This is a genomic window from Streptomyces sulfonofaciens, assembly GCF_014656295.1.
GTDB classification, from domain to species: domain Bacteria; phylum Actinomycetota; class Actinomycetes; order Streptomycetales; family Streptomycetaceae; genus Streptomyces; species Streptomyces sulfonofaciens.
In genome coordinates this window covers 69504-84499 of record NZ_BNCD01000020.1, presented here as the reverse complement: position 1 = coordinate 84499, position 14996 = coordinate 69504, and the positions used below count along the sequence as shown (strand labels likewise).

The 14996-nt window shown below is 75.3% G+C and carries 10 protein-coding genes and 2 pseudogenes; 7 read left to right on the top strand and 5 right to left on the bottom strand.

The window, feature by feature from the left end; translation table 11 throughout:
- Window positions 1-154: 154 nt before the first annotated feature.
- Complete coding sequence (locus IE313_RS27110) at window positions 155-1351, bottom strand: cation:proton antiporter (RefSeq protein WP_189936743.1); 1197 nt, start codon at window positions 1349-1351, stop codon at window positions 155-157.
- A 1874-nt stretch (window positions 1352-3225) separates the two neighbouring features.
- On the opposite strand from IE313_RS27110, the gene IE313_RS27100 reads away from it, so the two are divergent.
- Window positions 3226-3459, top strand: a complete 234-nt coding sequence (locus IE313_RS27100; RefSeq protein ID WP_189936741.1) for a hypothetical protein — start codon at window positions 3226-3228, stop codon at window positions 3457-3459.
- A gap of 124 nt (window positions 3460-3583) precedes the next feature.
- On the opposite strand, the gene IE313_RS27095 is transcribed toward IE313_RS27100, so the two are convergent.
- A complete protein-coding gene (locus IE313_RS27095) occupies window positions 3584-5851 on the bottom strand; it encodes an AfsR/SARP family transcriptional regulator (RefSeq protein WP_189936740.1) in 2268 nt (755 codons plus the stop codon).
- A gap of 737 nt (window positions 5852-6588) precedes the next feature.
- On the opposite strand from IE313_RS27095, the gene IE313_RS27090 reads away from it, so the two are divergent.
- Together IE313_RS27090 and IE313_RS27085 are read left to right on the top strand one after the other, a co-directional pair.
- Window positions 6589-7668 carry an alpha/beta fold hydrolase gene (locus IE313_RS27090; RefSeq protein WP_189936738.1) on the top strand — a complete coding sequence of 360 codons (1080 nt, stop codon included), beginning with the start codon at window positions 6589-6591 and terminating at the stop codon, window positions 7666-7668.
- A gap of 259 nt (window positions 7669-7927) precedes the next feature.
- A complete protein-coding gene (locus IE313_RS27085) occupies window positions 7928-9148 on the top strand; it encodes an MFS transporter (protein WP_189936736.1) in 1221 nt (406 codons plus the stop codon).
- 87 nt (window positions 9149-9235) lie between these two features.
- Here the strand turns inward: IE313_RS27085 and IE313_RS36485 are convergent, their stop codons facing one another.
- Window positions 9236-9832 (bottom strand): Clp protease N-terminal domain-containing protein, encoded by a 597-nt coding sequence (locus IE313_RS36485; RefSeq protein ID WP_189936734.1) that lies wholly within the window; start codon window positions 9830-9832, stop codon window positions 9236-9238.
- A gap of 1 nt (window position 9833) precedes the next feature.
- Entirely contained in the window at window positions 9834-10076 is a 243-nt protein-coding gene (locus tag IE313_RS27075; protein WP_189936732.1) for a hypothetical protein, read from the bottom strand.
- Window positions 10077-10159: 83 nt separating this feature from the next.
- Between IE313_RS27075 and IE313_RS36480 the strand changes: the two are divergent.
- From IE313_RS36480 to IE313_RS27065, 3 genes and pseudogenes are all read left to right on the top strand, one after another.
- A pseudogene (locus IE313_RS36480) lies at window positions 10160-10711 on the top strand (aminoglycoside phosphotransferase family protein); the annotation flags it as partial.
- Window positions 10712-10957: 246 nt separating this feature from the next.
- Window positions 10958-11275, top strand: a pseudogene (locus IE313_RS36475) (aminoglycoside phosphotransferase family protein); the annotation flags it as partial.
- 55 nt (window positions 11276-11330) lie between these two features.
- Window positions 11331-11837: a GNAT family N-acetyltransferase gene (locus tag IE313_RS27065; RefSeq protein ID WP_189936729.1), complete on the top strand. Its 507-nt coding sequence runs from the start codon at window positions 11331-11333 to the stop codon at window positions 11835-11837.
- 130 nt (window positions 11838-11967) lie between these two features.
- Here IE313_RS27065 and IE313_RS27060 read toward each other — a convergent pair whose 3' ends face one another.
- Window positions 11968-13473 (bottom strand): MFS transporter, encoded by a 1506-nt coding sequence (locus IE313_RS27060; RefSeq protein ID WP_189936727.1) that lies wholly within the window; start codon window positions 13471-13473, stop codon window positions 11968-11970.
- 404 nt (window positions 13474-13877) lie between these two features.
- On the opposite strand from IE313_RS27060, the gene IE313_RS27055 reads away from it, so the two are divergent.
- Complete coding sequence (locus IE313_RS27055) at window positions 13878-14546, top strand: pentapeptide repeat-containing protein (RefSeq protein ID WP_189936725.1); 669 nt, start codon at window positions 13878-13880, stop codon at window positions 14544-14546.
- Window positions 14547-14996 lie beyond the last annotated feature (450 nt).

The following is a 14996-nucleotide window of genomic DNA, read 5'->3' as shown; positions in this document are numbered from 1 at the left end:
GCCGTCGGTTCGACTCCGACGGGAGGCTCTGACTCCGACCAGGCAAACGGTTCGGTCGAAGGGCCCCGTGAGGATTGCGGGGCCCTTCTGGTTCCGCCGCTCGGTGCCGCCGCGCCGGGCCGACGGACGGACGAGCCGGGGCGCCGGCTTTCGTTCACGTACTCGCGGGGCGGTCGGGCAGGTGGGTGGCGGCTGCCCTGAGGAGACGGGCGAGCAGGTGGGCGCGTCCGGCGACGATGGGGCCGAGGACGGCGAGCACGAGGACGTATCCGGCGATGAACGGGGCGAGGCGGTCGTCGAGGCCCGCGCTGGTCGCGATCGAGGCCAGGATCAGCGCGAACTCCCCGCGTGCCAGCAGTGTGGTGGCGATGTCCGCGGCCGGCCCGGAACCGTAGCGGTACAGGCGGGCGACGAGCAGCCCCGCAAGCACGTTCACCACGATGGTCAACGCCGCCGCGGCGGCCACCGGGGCGGCGACGGACGCGATGTCCCCGGGATCGATGGAGAGGCCGGTGGCGAAGAAGAAGATCGCCGCGAAGGCGTCCCGCAGGGGGTGCACGAGCTTGCGGATGCGCGGTGCGGAGGAGGTGCCTGCGAGGATCAGGCCGGTCATGAAGGCGCCGATGGCATCGGCGACCCCGAGGACCTCGGACACGCCGGCGACGAGGACGACGGTGCCGAGGAAGCTGATGACCAGCAGTTCGTCCTCGCGGACCGCGATCAGGCGCCCGACCAGCCGTGTGCCGTAGCGGGCGGCGGCCGCAAGGACGAGCAGGAAGCCGAACGCCTTGGCCGCCTGGACCACCGTCTCCGAAGGGCCCTGGGCGCCGCTGATGATCGGTTGCAGCGCCGCGAGGTAGAGCGCGAGGAAGATGTCCTCGACCACGATGACGCCCAGGATCAGGCGCGTCTCCGGGCGTGCCAGGCGGCCCAGGTCGATGAGGATCTTCGTGACGATCGCGGACGAGGAGATGCCGAGAACACCGGCGAGTACCAGGGCCTCACGTGGTCCCCAGCCCAGGACGGCGCCGAATCCCAGGCCCGCGCCGACGTTCAGCAGCAGGTAGATCCCGCCGGCGGCCAGCAGGCGTCTGCCGCCGCTCCTGAGATCGTCGAGGTGGAACTCCAGACCCAGGTAGAACAGCAGCAGGACCAGGCCGAGGGCGGAGAGCATCTCGAACTCGTGCGGGTCGTCGACCAGGACCAGCCCGGGTGTGTGGGGGCCGAGGAGCACGCCCGCGATCATGAACAGCGGGATGGTGGGAAGCTCGATCCTGCTGCCGAGGCGGGCGAGGACGGCGGCGGCCAGGAAGGCGCCGCCCATGGCAAGCAGGGTGTCTGCGTGCCCCACGGATCACCACCTACTTGAGGGCGGGCGCGTCGGACATGGCCGCGGACAGGGCGGGCAGGCCTCTCTGGGCAATCTTGACCCAGCATTCGTGCTGGTCGGGCGCTCCGCACGGGGTGCGGCGTGTTGCACGCCGGTGCGGGGAGAGGGCCTGTCCGACCCGACCCCTCCTCCGCGGGGAGAAGGCATGTCCAACCCGGCCCCTCCTCGTGGCCGTTCGTGGCCGTTCATGGCCGTTCGTGGCCGTTCATGGCCGTTCGTGGCCGTTCATGGCCGTTCGTGGCCGTTGCCTCGTGGCGGGCGTCACGTTCGCGGATCGGCGGCGGGTCGGCAGTCGTGGCGTTCTCCCGGTGACTCCCGATCGCTCCCGGGAGTGACAGGGAGCGGGGAGGGTCGGGGCAGTCGGGTGCCGACGTCCGTCTGTGCCTGTGTGTTTGTGCGGCTGCGTGTTTGTGCGGCTGTGTGCCTGTGTGCCTGTGTGCCTGTGCGCCTGCGCGTCGCTCGGGGTGCGGCGTGCGTCGGCCCCGAGGGCATCCGCCGCCAGGGGGTCGGAGTCGACGGTAAAGTGTCGCTCGACGTGTTTGAGCTGCGATTTGTGCGCTCGACGAGGACTTGCAAGCGGTCGTGGCGCGTGCGGTCGCACGGGAGCGGGCGGACCGGGAGCGGGCCTGGCAGTGCGCGGCCGACCGGCGGTGGACCGCCGTCTCCCCCGATCGTGCCGGTGGCCGCTCGCGTCCCCTTCGGCGTACCTCACCGCGAGGGGGGCGGGGTCATGATGCGCCACGACGAGCCCGCGCGGCGTCGGGCGGACCTGTGGTTCGGACTCGGTGTGATCGCCGGGCTCGCGGTGCTGGCGTGGCTGGTCATCGCCCTTCAGCAACTCGCCGCGGATCTGCACGACGCCAACGCCGCTCGCGACGCGCTCGCCCGCCAGGTGCAGCAGCTCGGCGGCAGGCCGGTCGCGGGCCCGCCCGGCAGCCGCGGGCGACCGGCCGCGATGCCAGCGGGGCCGTCCGGGCCGCGTGGCGAGCGGGGTCCGGCCGGGGCGCCGGGGCGCCCCGGGAAGGACGGGAGGAACGGCCGCGACGGCGACACGGGCGCCGACGGCGCAGACGGTTCCACCGGACCACCCGGGCCACCCGGGCCGCCCGGCTCATCCGGGCCGCTTGGCGAGCAGGGGCCCACCGGTGCGACGGGTCCACGGGGTGAGCCGGGACCGATGGGCGGCACCGGCCCCGAGGGGCCGCCCGGGCCCGCGGGGCCGTCCGGGCCTGTGGGGCCGTCAGGGTCGCCCGGACCGGCAGGGCCTGCGGGGCCGTCCTGCCCTGGCGGGTACTCCCTCCAGCCGCTGCTCTCGGATCCCGACGCGCTGGTGTGCCGCCGGAGCGCCGATTCGTCGGCACACTGAGCCACAGCCACAGCCACAGCCACATGCCACAGCCACAGCCACAGCCACATGCCACAGCCACATGCCACAGCCACATGCCACAGCCACATGCCACAGCCACATGCCACAGCCACATGCCACAGCCACTTCCAGGCCGGGGCCCGGTGGGTGCCGGCCCGCCGGGTCCGGTGCAGCGGAGCCGTCCGGCGCGCCACCCCCTGTGCCGCCTCCCACGGCCGGTCCTCAGCCGGGTGCCGGGTGTCGGGTGCCGGGTCCTCGGTCGGGTGCCGGGTCCTCGGCCGGGTGCCGTGCTCGGCCGTGACGGCCGGAACCGGCCCGCTCTGCTCGCCCGCCGTCCGCTCGTCCGCCGGGGGCCCGGTCGGTATCGCAGCCCCATTCCGCGGGGGAAGGCAACCGTCCGTACCCCGAAGGAGTCATTCGCAGGGAAGGAAGCCTGCTTCACCGATCCCGCGGCTACGGTATGGGTAAGATGACCGCTTTTGCCGATGAGGCTCGCTCGCGCATCGCGTGGCTCCTGCGGATGGCCGATCCCGATCAGGACACGAGCAGCATCATCACCTACGCGACGACGACGGCGGATCCGCCGGCCATGGGCCGGCACGGCATTCGCACGCGCGGCTGTCCGGGCTGCAAGCACACCATGTGGATGCAGTCCGACCTGTGGATCTGTTCCACCTGCGGCGGCGTGGAAGACGCGGAGTGACCCGTTCCCTCGGCGAGGGGGAAAGGGGAGAGGGGAGAGGCAGCACCGGGTCCGGGCAGCGGGGCCGGGGCGACACGGGGCAGCGGTGACACGGGGCAGCGGCGGTGTGACACGGGGACGTGCGTCAGTGTCCGGTGCCCAGGGCCGTGGTGAGAGCGGAGAGGTGACGGGCGACCGGCCCCAGGGTGAGCAGGCCGCTGCCCGCGCCGGACAGTTCGGCGGCGGCCGGCGCGAGGACGGCGTGCGCGCGGGCCATCCGCTCCCGGTCGCCGACCGCGACGGCCGCCCGGGCGATGAGGCACCACAGTGCCTCCAGGAGCAGGTCGGCGGGCGGGTCGGGGGCGTCGCGCAGGGCCGCGGCGGCGGCACCGCGGTGGCCCTGCGCCAGCAGGACCAGGGGCCGCGCCCAGGGGGCGTAAGGGCCCCAGTCGGTGTGCTCGTCGGTGGGAGCCCCGCGGCCGTCCCGGACGCGCAGGCAGAGCAGGGCGAGCGGCAGCAGGCCGTGTGCGAGGCCGGGCATCCCGGCGCCGTCCAGCCGGGTGGCCGCCTCCCGGTAGGCCGCCTCCGCCGCGGCGGGGTCAGCGCCCGACTCGGCGAGCCGCAACGCCCGGTACCACGTAGTGAACACCCCCACCAGCGGCAGCTCGTGGCGCTCGGCGAGCCGGTCCGCGGCGGTGGCGTGCCGGTCGGCCCCGGCGAAGTCCCCGAGGGCGCCGCGGGCCTGGAGGCGTATCAGGTGGCCGAGGACCTCGTAGGCGATGAGCCCGTGCCGGGCGGACAGCGCCACGAGTTCGGCGCCGAGCCCGTCCCTGCGCGGCGCGAGCCCCGCACGGCCGAAGCTCTGCATGAAGACGGCGTTCAGGGCGAACGCCAGCAGCGCGGGATCGTCGAGCCGCCGCGCGATCTCCTCGGCCCGCCGGGCGGCGGCTCCCGGCGAGGGGACCGCGCCGCCGGGATGTCCGGAACGCTCCGACCTGCCCCCGGACGGCGCTGACCTGCCCCCGGACGGCGCTGACCCGCCCGTCTCGCCGGGGCCGCCTGTCCCGCCTGTCCCGGTGGTCTCGCCTGTCCCGGTCGTCCCGCCCGTCCCGGTCGTCCCGCCCGTCCCGGTCGTCCCGCCCGTCCCGGTCGTCCCGCCCGCCCCGGTCGTCCCGCCCGTCCCGGTCGGCGCTGAGCGTCGCGGGTCCCGGGGGAGGGGGCCCGAGGCGTGCGGACCCCGGACGTGCGGATCCCCCGTGCGCGGGCCCCGCGACTCCAGGGCGACGGTGGCGAGGAGGCGGGCCCGGGCCGGGTCGTGGGCGGCGGCGGACGGGAGTGCGGCCAGCGCCCGGGCGGCCGCCGCGACCACCTGGGCCGCCTGCCCGGGGTCGTCGACGCGCGTCCAGATCGCCGGCACGTCGTACGCGCCGATCACGCGCGCGGTCAGCTCCGGATCGCCCAGTTCCTCGGCCGCTGCGATGGCCGCGACCCGCTGCCGCGCCGCCGCCCGCAGCCCGCTGCCGCCGGTCACCGCGAGGCCCCGCAGCAGGCCCACCGTCGACTCCAGCCTGGCCCGGGCACCGGCGGGCACCGCACGGTCGTACGCGGCGGTGGTCTGCGCCCACACCCGGTCGGTGGCACCGCCCGGGACCTCCGGGCAGAGATGGGCCGCCTGCGCGAGGATGTCCGCCTCCAGGCCGCGCAGCGCAGGACCGGGGTCGAGGCCGAGCCGGTCGGCGAGCAGGGCGCGGGCCCTGCGCAGCACCGTAAGGGCCTCGTGCTGGCGGCCTGCGCGGTACAGCGCGAGGGCCAGCAGCCGCCAGGCGTCCTCGCGCCACGGGTGCTCGGTCACGTGGGCGTCCAGATCGGCGGCGGCCTCGGCGGGGCGGCCCAGCGCCAGCCGGGCCTCGGCCCGCCGTTCCACGGCGTGCAGCCGCAGTTCGGTGAGACGGGCGCGTTCGGCGCGGGCCCACGGCTGGTCGGCGAACTCCGCGTACGCGGGGCCGCGCCACCCCTCCAGCGCCCGGGCGAGCCGCGCGAGCGCCTCATCGGGCGGCAGCGCCGCCGCGGCGGTCACCGTGTGTTCGAAGCGCCAGGCGTCCACCGCGTCCGGTGCGGCGCGCAGCGCGTAGCCGGGCCCCTCGGTGACCAGTAGCCGGGCCGGGGCGCGGGGCGGGCGGTCCGGCTCCAGGGCGCGGCGCAGGGCGGCCACGAAGGTGCGCACCGCGCCCACCGGGTCCGCGGGGGGATCGGTCCACAACTCGTCGGCCAGCCGCGCGACCGGTACGACCCGGCGCCGCGCGACCACCAGCCGCGCCAGGACCGCACGGTGCCGCGGCCCCTTCAGACCGACCGGTTCTCCGGCGCCGTCCCAGGCCGCCACCGGGCCAAGCACACCGAACACCACCGTCACCCACGACCACCCTCTCCGAGGCTCCGCCCCAGGTCACGTGCCACGGTAACGCGCCCGCCGAACGGCCACCGGGGCACGTGCGCGCACCCGTTTCCCCGGTGCCGTGGCACGCCCGCTCGTCCGTTCGCCGCTCGTCCACCCGCCGCGCGCTCGTCTACCGCTCGTCCGCCCGCCGCGCGCTCGTCTACCGCTCGCCCGTCTGCCGCGCGCTCGTCTGCCGCGCGCTCGTCTGCCGCTCGTCCGCCCGCCGCGCTCTCTCTGCCGTGTGCTCGCCCGCGGTGTGCTCGTCTGCCGTCTGCTCGCCCGCCGCGCGCCTGTCCGCTCGGGAGTCCGCCGGCTCGGGAGCCCGCCCGGTGTGCTCACGCGGCCCCGTCCCGGTGTGCTCACCGGCCGGGACGGGGCCGCGTGCTCATCGGATGCTCATCGGCCCGGGGGAGGCTGGGCTCCGCCGCCCCGGGATCCGCGCCCCCGCCCGGCCCCGCGCACCCTCCGCGACGAGCGACGCGGCCCACGACCCGCACCACCCACACAACCGGCAGCGCACACACCGAGCACCCCCGAGCACCGAGCACCCCCGAGCACCGCGCACCCCCGAGCACCCGGCACCCCGACCACCCCGCACCCCGACCACCCCGCACCCCCGCACCCCGACCACCCCGCACCCCCGCACATCGAGCACCCCGGCCGCCGCGCACCCCGCACACCGAGCACCACGCCGCCAGAGGAAGGCCCCGCCCATGCCGCCCGTCATCCCCGGCTTCGCCCACCACCGCGTCCCCGTCGCCGACGGGGTCCGCCTGCACACCGCCGTCGGCGGCTCGGGCAGCCCGGTCGTGCTGCTGCACGGCTTCCCGCAGACGCACCTGATGTGGCGGCACGTGGCCGCCGACCTCGCGGCCGACCACACCGTCATCTGCCCGGACCTGCGCGGCTACGGCGCCAGCGACAAGCCCGCCGAGTCCGGCCCCGACGTCCCCGCCGGGCACGGCGACCGCGACGGGCGCGACGGCCGCAAGGGACACGACGCCCCCGCCGGTTACCAGGCCCCCGCCCGTTACGACGACCCCGCCCGTTACGACGACCGCGCCGGGCACGAGGGCCGAACCGGGCACGAGGGTCGAACCGGCGGTGCGTACGCCAAGCGGACCATGGCCGCCGACATCGTGGCCCTGGCCGGCGCCTTCGGTCACGAGCGCTTCGCGCTGGTGGGCCACGACCGGGGCGCGCTGGTCGCGTTCCGCGCCGGGCTCGATCACCCTGACAGGATCAGCCACCTGGCCTGTCTCGACGTCCTGCCCACCCTGGACATGTGGGAGGCGATGCACGGCACCCAGGCCGCCGTGGGCTTCCACCTCTATCTGATGGCGCAACCGCCGGGCCTGCCCGAGCGGCTGATCTCCGCCGCGCCGGACGCGTTCTTCGGCCACTTCCTCGACGCGTGGACGGCCGACCCGGCCGCCCTCCCCCCGGACGTGCGCGACGCCTATCTGGCCGCCAGCCGTGCCGCCGTGCCCTCGATCGTCGCCGACTACCGTGCCTCCGCGGGTGTGGACGCCGACCACGACCGGGCCGACCGCGCGGCCGGGAACCGGCTGCGGATGCCGGTCACCGTCCTCCAGCAGGACTGGGGTGCCGCCCTCGGCCACGACGCCGCGGCACTCTGGCGCGCCTGGGCGCCGGACCTGCGGCACACCACCGTCACCTGCGGCCACTTCATCCCCGAGGAGGCCCCCGCCGACACCGCGAGGGCCGTACGGGATCTGCTGTCCCGCGGAGGGACCCTGCGGGACCGATCGTGCGACCTGCCCTCCCGCTGACCGATCGTGCGACCTGCCGTCCCGCTGACCGATCGTGCGACCCGCCGTCCCGCTGACCCGGCGGGCGGTCGGCCGCCTGGATGATCGATCAGCACGGTTATGATGGCCGGGGCCGGCCTGCCGAACACCAGTCCACGACCGGCCGGCGCGGCCCGCAGGCAGACCCCCGCGGACGCGTCGTCACCACCCACCGCCTCGACCCGCGGGCGGGGGCCTTGTGACCGCGTGCCGCCGTCCGTCTCGGATCTCTGGTGGGGATATGCAGGCCTTGTCCGCCGCTCTCGTGCGGCTGCTCGCGCTGACGTGCGGCATCACGGTGGCCAACGTCTACTACGCGCAGCCCCTGCTCAACACGATCGCCCACGAGCTGGGCACCAGCCGGTCCGCGGCCGGGATCCTCGTCACCGCCACGCAGGTCGGCTTCGCCGTCGGCCTGGTCTTCGTGGTGCCGCTCGGCGACATCATCGCCCGCCGCCCGCTCATCAGCGCACTGCTCGCCGTCAACGCAGTGGCGCTGGCGGCCAGCGCGGTGGCGCCCGGGTTGCGGGTGCTGAGCGCGCTGGCGGTGCTGATCGGTGTCTCCTCCGTGGTCGTGCAGATGGTCATCCCGTACGCCGCGACGCTCGCGCGCGCGGAGCAGCGGGGCCGCACCATCGGGACCCTGATGGGCGCGGTGCTGCTCGGCATACTGCTGTCCCGCACCTTCGCGGGACTCGTCGCGGGGGCCGCGGGCTGGCGCTGCGTCTACGCCGTCGCGGCCGGGCTGATGGCCGTCCTCGCGGTGGTGGTGAGCCGGGTACTGCCGGCCGGCGGCCGGGAGGTGGAGATCGGTTACCTCGGCCAGATGCGGGCCGTACTGCGCCTGGTGCGGAGCGAGCCGGTGCTGCGCTGGCGGTCGCTGATCGGTGCCGCGCAGTTCGCCACGTTCAGTTGCTTCTGGTCGACCGTGACGTTCCAACTGGCGGGCCCGCCCTTCGGGTACGGCCAGGCCGAGATCGGGCTCTTCGCGCTCGTGGGCGCGCTCGGCGCCGGCTGCGTGCTGGCGGGCGGGCGCCTGCTGGACCGCTGGCGGCGGCTGCGCTGGCCGGTCACCGGGGCGGGCATCGCGCTGCTGCTCGGCTCCTTCGGCGTGCTCGCCGCAGGAGCGCACAGCCTGGCCTGGCTGGTGGTCGGCGCGCTGGTCATGGACGCCTGTTGCCAGATCGTGCACGTGACCAACCAGGCGGTCATCTACGACCTGGTCGACGCGGCCCGCTCCCGCATAGCCACCGTCTACATGACCACCTACTTCGTCGGCGGGGCACTCGGCACGTCGGTCGGGGTCGCCGCCTACGACCGCTACGGCTGGGCGGGCGCCTGCACGGTCTCGGCCGCCCTCTGCGGGATCGCGCTGCTCGGCTGGCTGGCCGCCCACCGCCATGAGCGGCCCGGCCTCACGGCACCGCCCGCCGCCGGCCTCGCCCCCTCGCGCGAGGGCTAGCCGAGAGGGCCGGCCGAGGGCCGGCCGACGGTTGCGGACCCGGCGCCCCGCGCCCCGCGCCCGGCGACGGCGCCGCCGCCTTCACGACTACTCCACCGGCGGCCCGAGGCGGGTCAGGGCCGCGGTGCGCAGGGCCGCCGGGGCGGCCCCGAGGGCCGTGAGGACGCGGACGGCGCCGCCGTGGCCCCGCCCCTCGTCGGGCCCCCCGTCGCCGTTCGCCTCCGGGTGCGAGGCATCCTCGGCGAGCAGGCCGAGCAGCAGGTGCTCGGTGCCTATGTGCTCGTGCCCGAGGGCGCGCGACTCGCGCAGCGTCATCTCCATGGCCCGCTTGGCGCGCGGCGTGAAGGCGGGCCGCGGGAAGCGGAACCGGCCGGGGCCGAAGGCGTCGTCCGCCCTGCGCCTGACCTCCTCGACGTCGATGCCGAGCGTGGCCAGGGCGTCCTTGTCGGCCTGGCCGCCGGGGGCGGCCACCCCCGCCGCGGCGAGCAGGCGGACCGTCTCGTCGCGGGCGCGTGCGGTGCTGACGCCGTAGTCGCCCAGGACCTCGGCGGCCGTGCCGCCGGGTACGGCGGTCAGCCCGAGCAGTACGTGCTCGGTGCCGATGAAGTCGTGCCCCAGCGACACCGCCTCGTCCTGGGCCGCCGTCACGGCGCGTCTGGCGCCGTCGGTGAAGAGCTCGAACACCTCAGTCCTCCTTGCCTGTGTTCCTGCGTCTGCTCGCATGCTTCTCGTGCACCGACTGGCGGCTGACGCGCAGCGCGGTCGCGATGCTCTGCCACGACCAGCCCTGGTCGCGGGCGTTGTCGACGTGGAGCCGCTCCAGTTCCTCCAGCAGCCGCCGCAGAGCCACCACGGCGCGCAGTCCCACCGCCGGGTCCTTGTCCGTCACCTGTCCGGCCAGGGCGGCCGGGGTCTCCTCGGCTGTCATGGGTGTCAGGCTAGCCTGACAGCAGGGTGGGTTGTCAAGGAAACCTGACAAAGGGGCGGTCGGGTCCGTCTAGGATCGACGGGATGATGGAGATCCCGGAGGGCCTGGTCACCGCGCAGACGACGTACAACGGGGCCCTGGGCCGCGCCTTCGTCGCGGTGCTGCCGGAGCGGGCCGCCGTCTTCCTGCGGCGCTGGCGGCTGACCCGCGACGGGCCCGCGATGTCCGGGACGTGCGCGCTGGTGCTGCCGGTCCGGCGCGCGGACGGCACGCCGGCCGCGCTCAAGCTCCAGCACCTGGACGAGGAGACCGAGGGCGAGCCGGTCGCGCTGCGGGCCTGGGGCGGCCTGGGCGCCGTCCGGCTGCTGGAGCACGACGCGGAGACCGGGACGATGCTGCTGGAGCGGCTCGACTCGGCCCGGCACCTCACCTCGGTCGCCGACTCGCGCGATGCCGTGCTGGTCATCGCGGGGCTGCTGGCCCGGTTGACGGCGGTCCGCGCACCCGGGGGCCTGCGGGACCTCGGCACGATCGCGCGGGACACCGCCGCGCGGGCGCCCGTGGTGCGGCGGATCGCGGATCCGCGGGCGCGGCGGGTGCTGGAGGACTGCGCGGCGGCCCTCGAAGGGCTGATCGCGGCGGCGGATGCCACCGGGGAGGCGGAGGCGCAGGCAGCGGAGGTGGGCGCGGCGCAGGCGGAGGCGCAGGCGGAGCGGGCGGCGGTCGCCCGGCCCGGCGGGCAGCCGTCCGCGGGAGCCGGGGGACCGTCCGCGGGTTCCGGTGGGCCGTTCGCGGGAGCCGGTGGGCACGCCGCGGCGGGCGCATCCGGTGCATCCGGCGAAACCGGCGGATCCGGCGAGCGGCGTGGATCGGGTGGCTTCGGCGACCGGTTGCTCCACTGGGACCTGCACTTCGGGAACGTGCTGGCCGGCGGCCGGGAGCCCTGGCTCGCCATCGACCCCAAGCCGCTGGCCGGAGACCCGTGCTTCGAGCTGTTCCCCGCCCTGCACAACCGCTTCGAGGCGTCCGAGGTGGTCTGGCGGTTCGACGCGATGACGGACGTGCTCGGCCTGGACCGCGCGCGGGCACGCAACTGGACGCTTGTGCGGGTGCTCCAGTTCTGCTTGTGGGACGTGGGACAGGGCAGGCCGCCGGGCGCCCGCCAGCTTGAGGTCGCACGCCGCCTGCTGGGCCGCTGAGGCCGGCGGCCCGAGGGCGTCCGGTGGGCTGCCGCGGTCGGGTTAGCCTGCGAGCATGATTCGTACCGCCACACCTGACGACGTGCCCGTCCTGCGCACCATGATCCGTGAGCTCGCGGAGTACGAGAAGGCCCTCGACGAGGCCAGGGCCACCGAGGAGCAGCTCACCGAGGCGCTCTTCGGCTCGCGCCCCGCCGCGTACGCGCACATCGCGCAGGACGACGCGACGGGCGAGCCGGTGGGCTTCGCGCTGTGGTTCCTGAACTTCTCCACGTGGCGCGGTGTGCAGGGCATCTACCTGGAGGACCTTTACGTACGTCCCGAGCGGCGCGGCGCCGGCCACGGCAAGGCGCTCCTCACCGAGCTGGCACGGATCTGCGTCGAGCGCGGCTACGAGCGCCTGGAGTGGTCGGTCCTCGACTGGAACGAACCCTCCATCCGCTTCTACCGCGCGCTCGGCGCCCGCCCCCAGGACGAGTGGACGGTCTACCGCCTGACGGAGGAACCCCTGAGGAAGCTCGGCACCGGCACCGGCACCGGCACCGGCGCCGGCGCCGTCTGACCCCGGCCCCCACCCGGCCCCCAGCCCCGGTTCTCCGACCGGGTGCGGGTCCCACGCCCGGGCCTCGGATCCCACGCGCCCGGGCCGCCCGGCCCCCACGCCCGGGCTTCGGCCCCCCTCCCGAGCACGGTCACCGCACGGACTCCGGCGCCCGCCGCTCGGGGGCGGCCGGCTGCTGGGGTCCGTCCCCGGTGACCAGCAGTCCGGCGACCAGCGCACCGATCAGCATGATCACCACGGCCCACCAGATCGCGGTCGCGTAGCCGTGCACGACACCCGCCCGTTCGACCGCGACGCGCTGCGCGGGGTCGCGCAGACGGCTCGCCACGTAGCTCGCCGCCGTACTGGTCGCGATGGTGTTCAGCAGCGACGTGCCGATGGACCCGCCGACCTGCTGCGCCGTGTTCACCGTCGCGGACGTCACGCCGGAGTCCCGCGGCGCGACCCCGGCGGTGGCCGTCGCCATCACCGGCATGAACGTCAGCCCGATGCCCAGGCCGAGCAGCAGCATCGCGGGCAGGAGGTGGGTGACGTAGTCGGCCTGCACGGTCAGTTGGGTGAGGATCAGCAGGCCCCCGGCGGCGAGGACCATGCCGGGCACCATCAGGTTCCTGGGTGCGGTGTGCGGCAGCAGCCGGGCCGAGATCTGGGTGGAGCCCAGGATGATCGCGCCGGTGATGGGCAGGAACGCGAGACCGGTGCGCAGCGGTGAGTAGCCGAGGATGTTCTGCATGTAGTAGGTCAGGAACAGGAAGAGCCCGAAGAGGCCGATGGTGGCCATGCCCATCGCCAGGAAGCTGCCCGCGCGGTTCCGCTCCCGGATGATGTGCGGCGGCAGCAGCGGGTGCCGGGCCTTCGTCTGCCACCACACGAAGCAGACCAGCAGTGCCACACCGGCCGCCAGCAGCGCCAGTACGAAGGAACTGCTCCACCCGCGCGACTCGGCCTCGCTGAAGCCGTAGACGACGGCGACCAGGCCGCCGCAGCCCAGCAGCGCGCCGGGCACGTCGAGCCGGGCCTCCTCGTGCCCCGGCCGGTCGTGCAGCAGCAGCATCGCGCCGATCACCGCGATGACGGCGATGGGGATGTTGACGTACAGACACCAGCGCCAGCTCAGGAAGTCCGTCAGCAGCCCGCCGCCCATCAGCCCGATCGCGGCGCCGCTGCCGGCGAGCGCGCTGTAGACGCCGAAGGCCTTGGCGCGCTCCGCCGGGTCCGAGAAGGTCGTGGAGAGCAGCGACAGCGCGGACGGCGCGAGGAGGGCCGCGAACAGCCCCTGGAGGGCGCGGGCGCCGAAGAGCATCCAGGAGGACTGCGCGGCGCCGCCGGCACCCGAGGCGATCGCGAAGCCGATGAGGCCGATGATGAAGGTCCGCTTGCGCCCCACGAAGTCCGCGACCCGGCCGCCGAGCAGCAGCAGCCCGCCGAACGCCAGCGTGTAGGCCGTGATGACCCACTGCCGGTTGCCGTTGGAGATGTGCAGCTCGCGCTGGGCGGAGGGCAGGGCGATCGTCACGATCGTCGCGTCCAGCACGACCATGAGCTGCGCCAGGGCGATGACGACCAGTGCCCACCAGCGGTGCGGGTCGTGGCCCTCGTCGGACTCATCCCGCTCACCTGATCGGGTCGAGGTCACACGGCCAGCAGAACACGGATGCCGGGGGGCCGCATCCGGGCGCCCTTCCGGACCCGGGTGGGCGGGCCTGCGGGACCGGGTCCGGAGCTGGAGCCGCAGCCGGGTCCTGAGCCTGAGCTGGAGCCGGGCCTGAGCCTGAGCCGGGCCGCAGCCGGAGCTGAAGCCGGGGCCCGGGGAGGTCGGACGGGCTCGTGCGGGGCGCCGTGCGGCAGGGAGGACGGTGGGCCGGGCGGATTGTCAGAGGCGCCGGGCAGCATGGGACGGGCCGCGGGCCTGCGGTCGGACACGGTTGCTTGCCCGCGTGCGGTCGGGGTGCGGTCGGGACCCGCGCTTCGGGCCGGGCGTCGGGCCCGGTGGCGTGGCGGAGGCGGCGGGGAAGCCGCGGGAGCGAGGGAGTCGGCGGTATGGCGAAGACGGCGAAGGTGCGGCGGGCGCGGCGGCCGGACGTGCGGCTGCCGCCGCTCGCCCCCTGGCGGGGCGGCGCCCTGGAGCCGGACGGGGACTACGACGGCGCCCGCTTCGAGGGTCTCGACCTGTCCGGCCAGGACGCGGGCGGCGCGCGCTTCATGGACTGCACGCTGGCGGACTGCGCACTGGACGAGCTGCGGCTCACCCGCTCCCGCCTGCTGGACTGCCTGCTCACCGCGCCGAGGGGCGTCGGCACCCGACTGGCCGAGGCCACCCTGCGCGACGTGGAGGTGGTCGACGCCCGTCTGGGCGGGACACAGGTGCACGGCGCGGTGCTGGAGCGGGTGGTGATACGCGGTGGGAAGATCGACTACCCCAATTTCCGTGCCGCCCGGCTGAAGGACGTGGTCTTCGAGGGCTGTGTGCTGGTCGAGCCGGACTTCGGCGGAGCACGCCTGGAGCGCGTGGAGTTCCCGGACTGCACGCTCAAGGGCGTCGACTTCAGCGGTGCCACGCTGGCGGACGTCGACCTGCGCGGCACCGCGGTCCTCGACGTCGCCCGCGGTGTGGACCGCATGTCCGGCGCGGTGATCAGCCCCGGCCAGCTCCTGGACCTCGCACCGGTGTTCGCGGCCCAGATGGGGGTGCGGGTGGTGGAGGGCTAACCGCACTCGCCCGAACGGGTCCCTTCCGTCGTTTTCGTTCGGCCGTCCGTCGTCCTCGTTCGGTCGTCGGCCGTCCTCGTTCGGCCGTCCGTCGTCCTCGTTCGGTCGTCCGTAGTCCTCGTCCGGCCTTCCGTCGTCCGTGTCCGTCCGCCCGTCGACGGTTCGTCCGGCGTGCCGTCGCGCTGCTCGCCGGGGCGGCTGTCCAGTATGGGACGGGACCGGGTCCCGCCCTGTCGGGCTACCCTGCGGACCGACTGCCCCGGCCGCCGGCCACCACCGAACCGGCGGCCCGCGGGACCGGGCGGCCACGGGGACGGGCGGCCACCGCGGCGGCCCCCGGCGGGTCCACGGGGCCGGGGCCCGGGCGTGCGATCCGGACGCGCCGGACATTCGCCGGACGTTCGCCGGACATTCGCCGGACGTCCCGGCGGCTGCCCGGTGTCCGTCCAG

What these genes read in the sequence shown, in the direction of transcription:
- IE313_RS27100 (WP_189936741.1), top strand. Translation starts at nt 3,226, where the DNA reads ATGACCGCTTTTGCCGATGAGGCTCGCTCGCGCATCGCGTGGCTCCTG.
- IE313_RS27090 (WP_189936738.1), top strand. Translation starts at nt 6,589, where the DNA reads ATGCCGCCCGTCATCCCCGGCTTCGCCCACCACCGCGTCCCCGTCGCC.
- IE313_RS27085 (WP_189936736.1), top strand. Translation starts at nt 7,928, where the DNA reads ATGCAGGCCTTGTCCGCCGCTCTCGTGCGGCTGCTCGCGCTGACGTGC.
- IE313_RS27075 (WP_189936732.1), bottom strand. Translation starts at nt 10,076, where the DNA reads ATGACAGCCGAGGAGACCCCGGCCGCCCTGGCCGGACAGGTGACGGAC.
- IE313_RS27065 (WP_189936729.1), top strand. Translation starts at nt 11,331, where the DNA reads ATGATTCGTACCGCCACACCTGACGACGTGCCCGTCCTGCGCACCATG.
- IE313_RS27055 (WP_189936725.1), top strand. Translation starts at nt 13,878, where the DNA reads ATGGCGAAGACGGCGAAGGTGCGGCGGGCGCGGCGGCCGGACGTGCGG.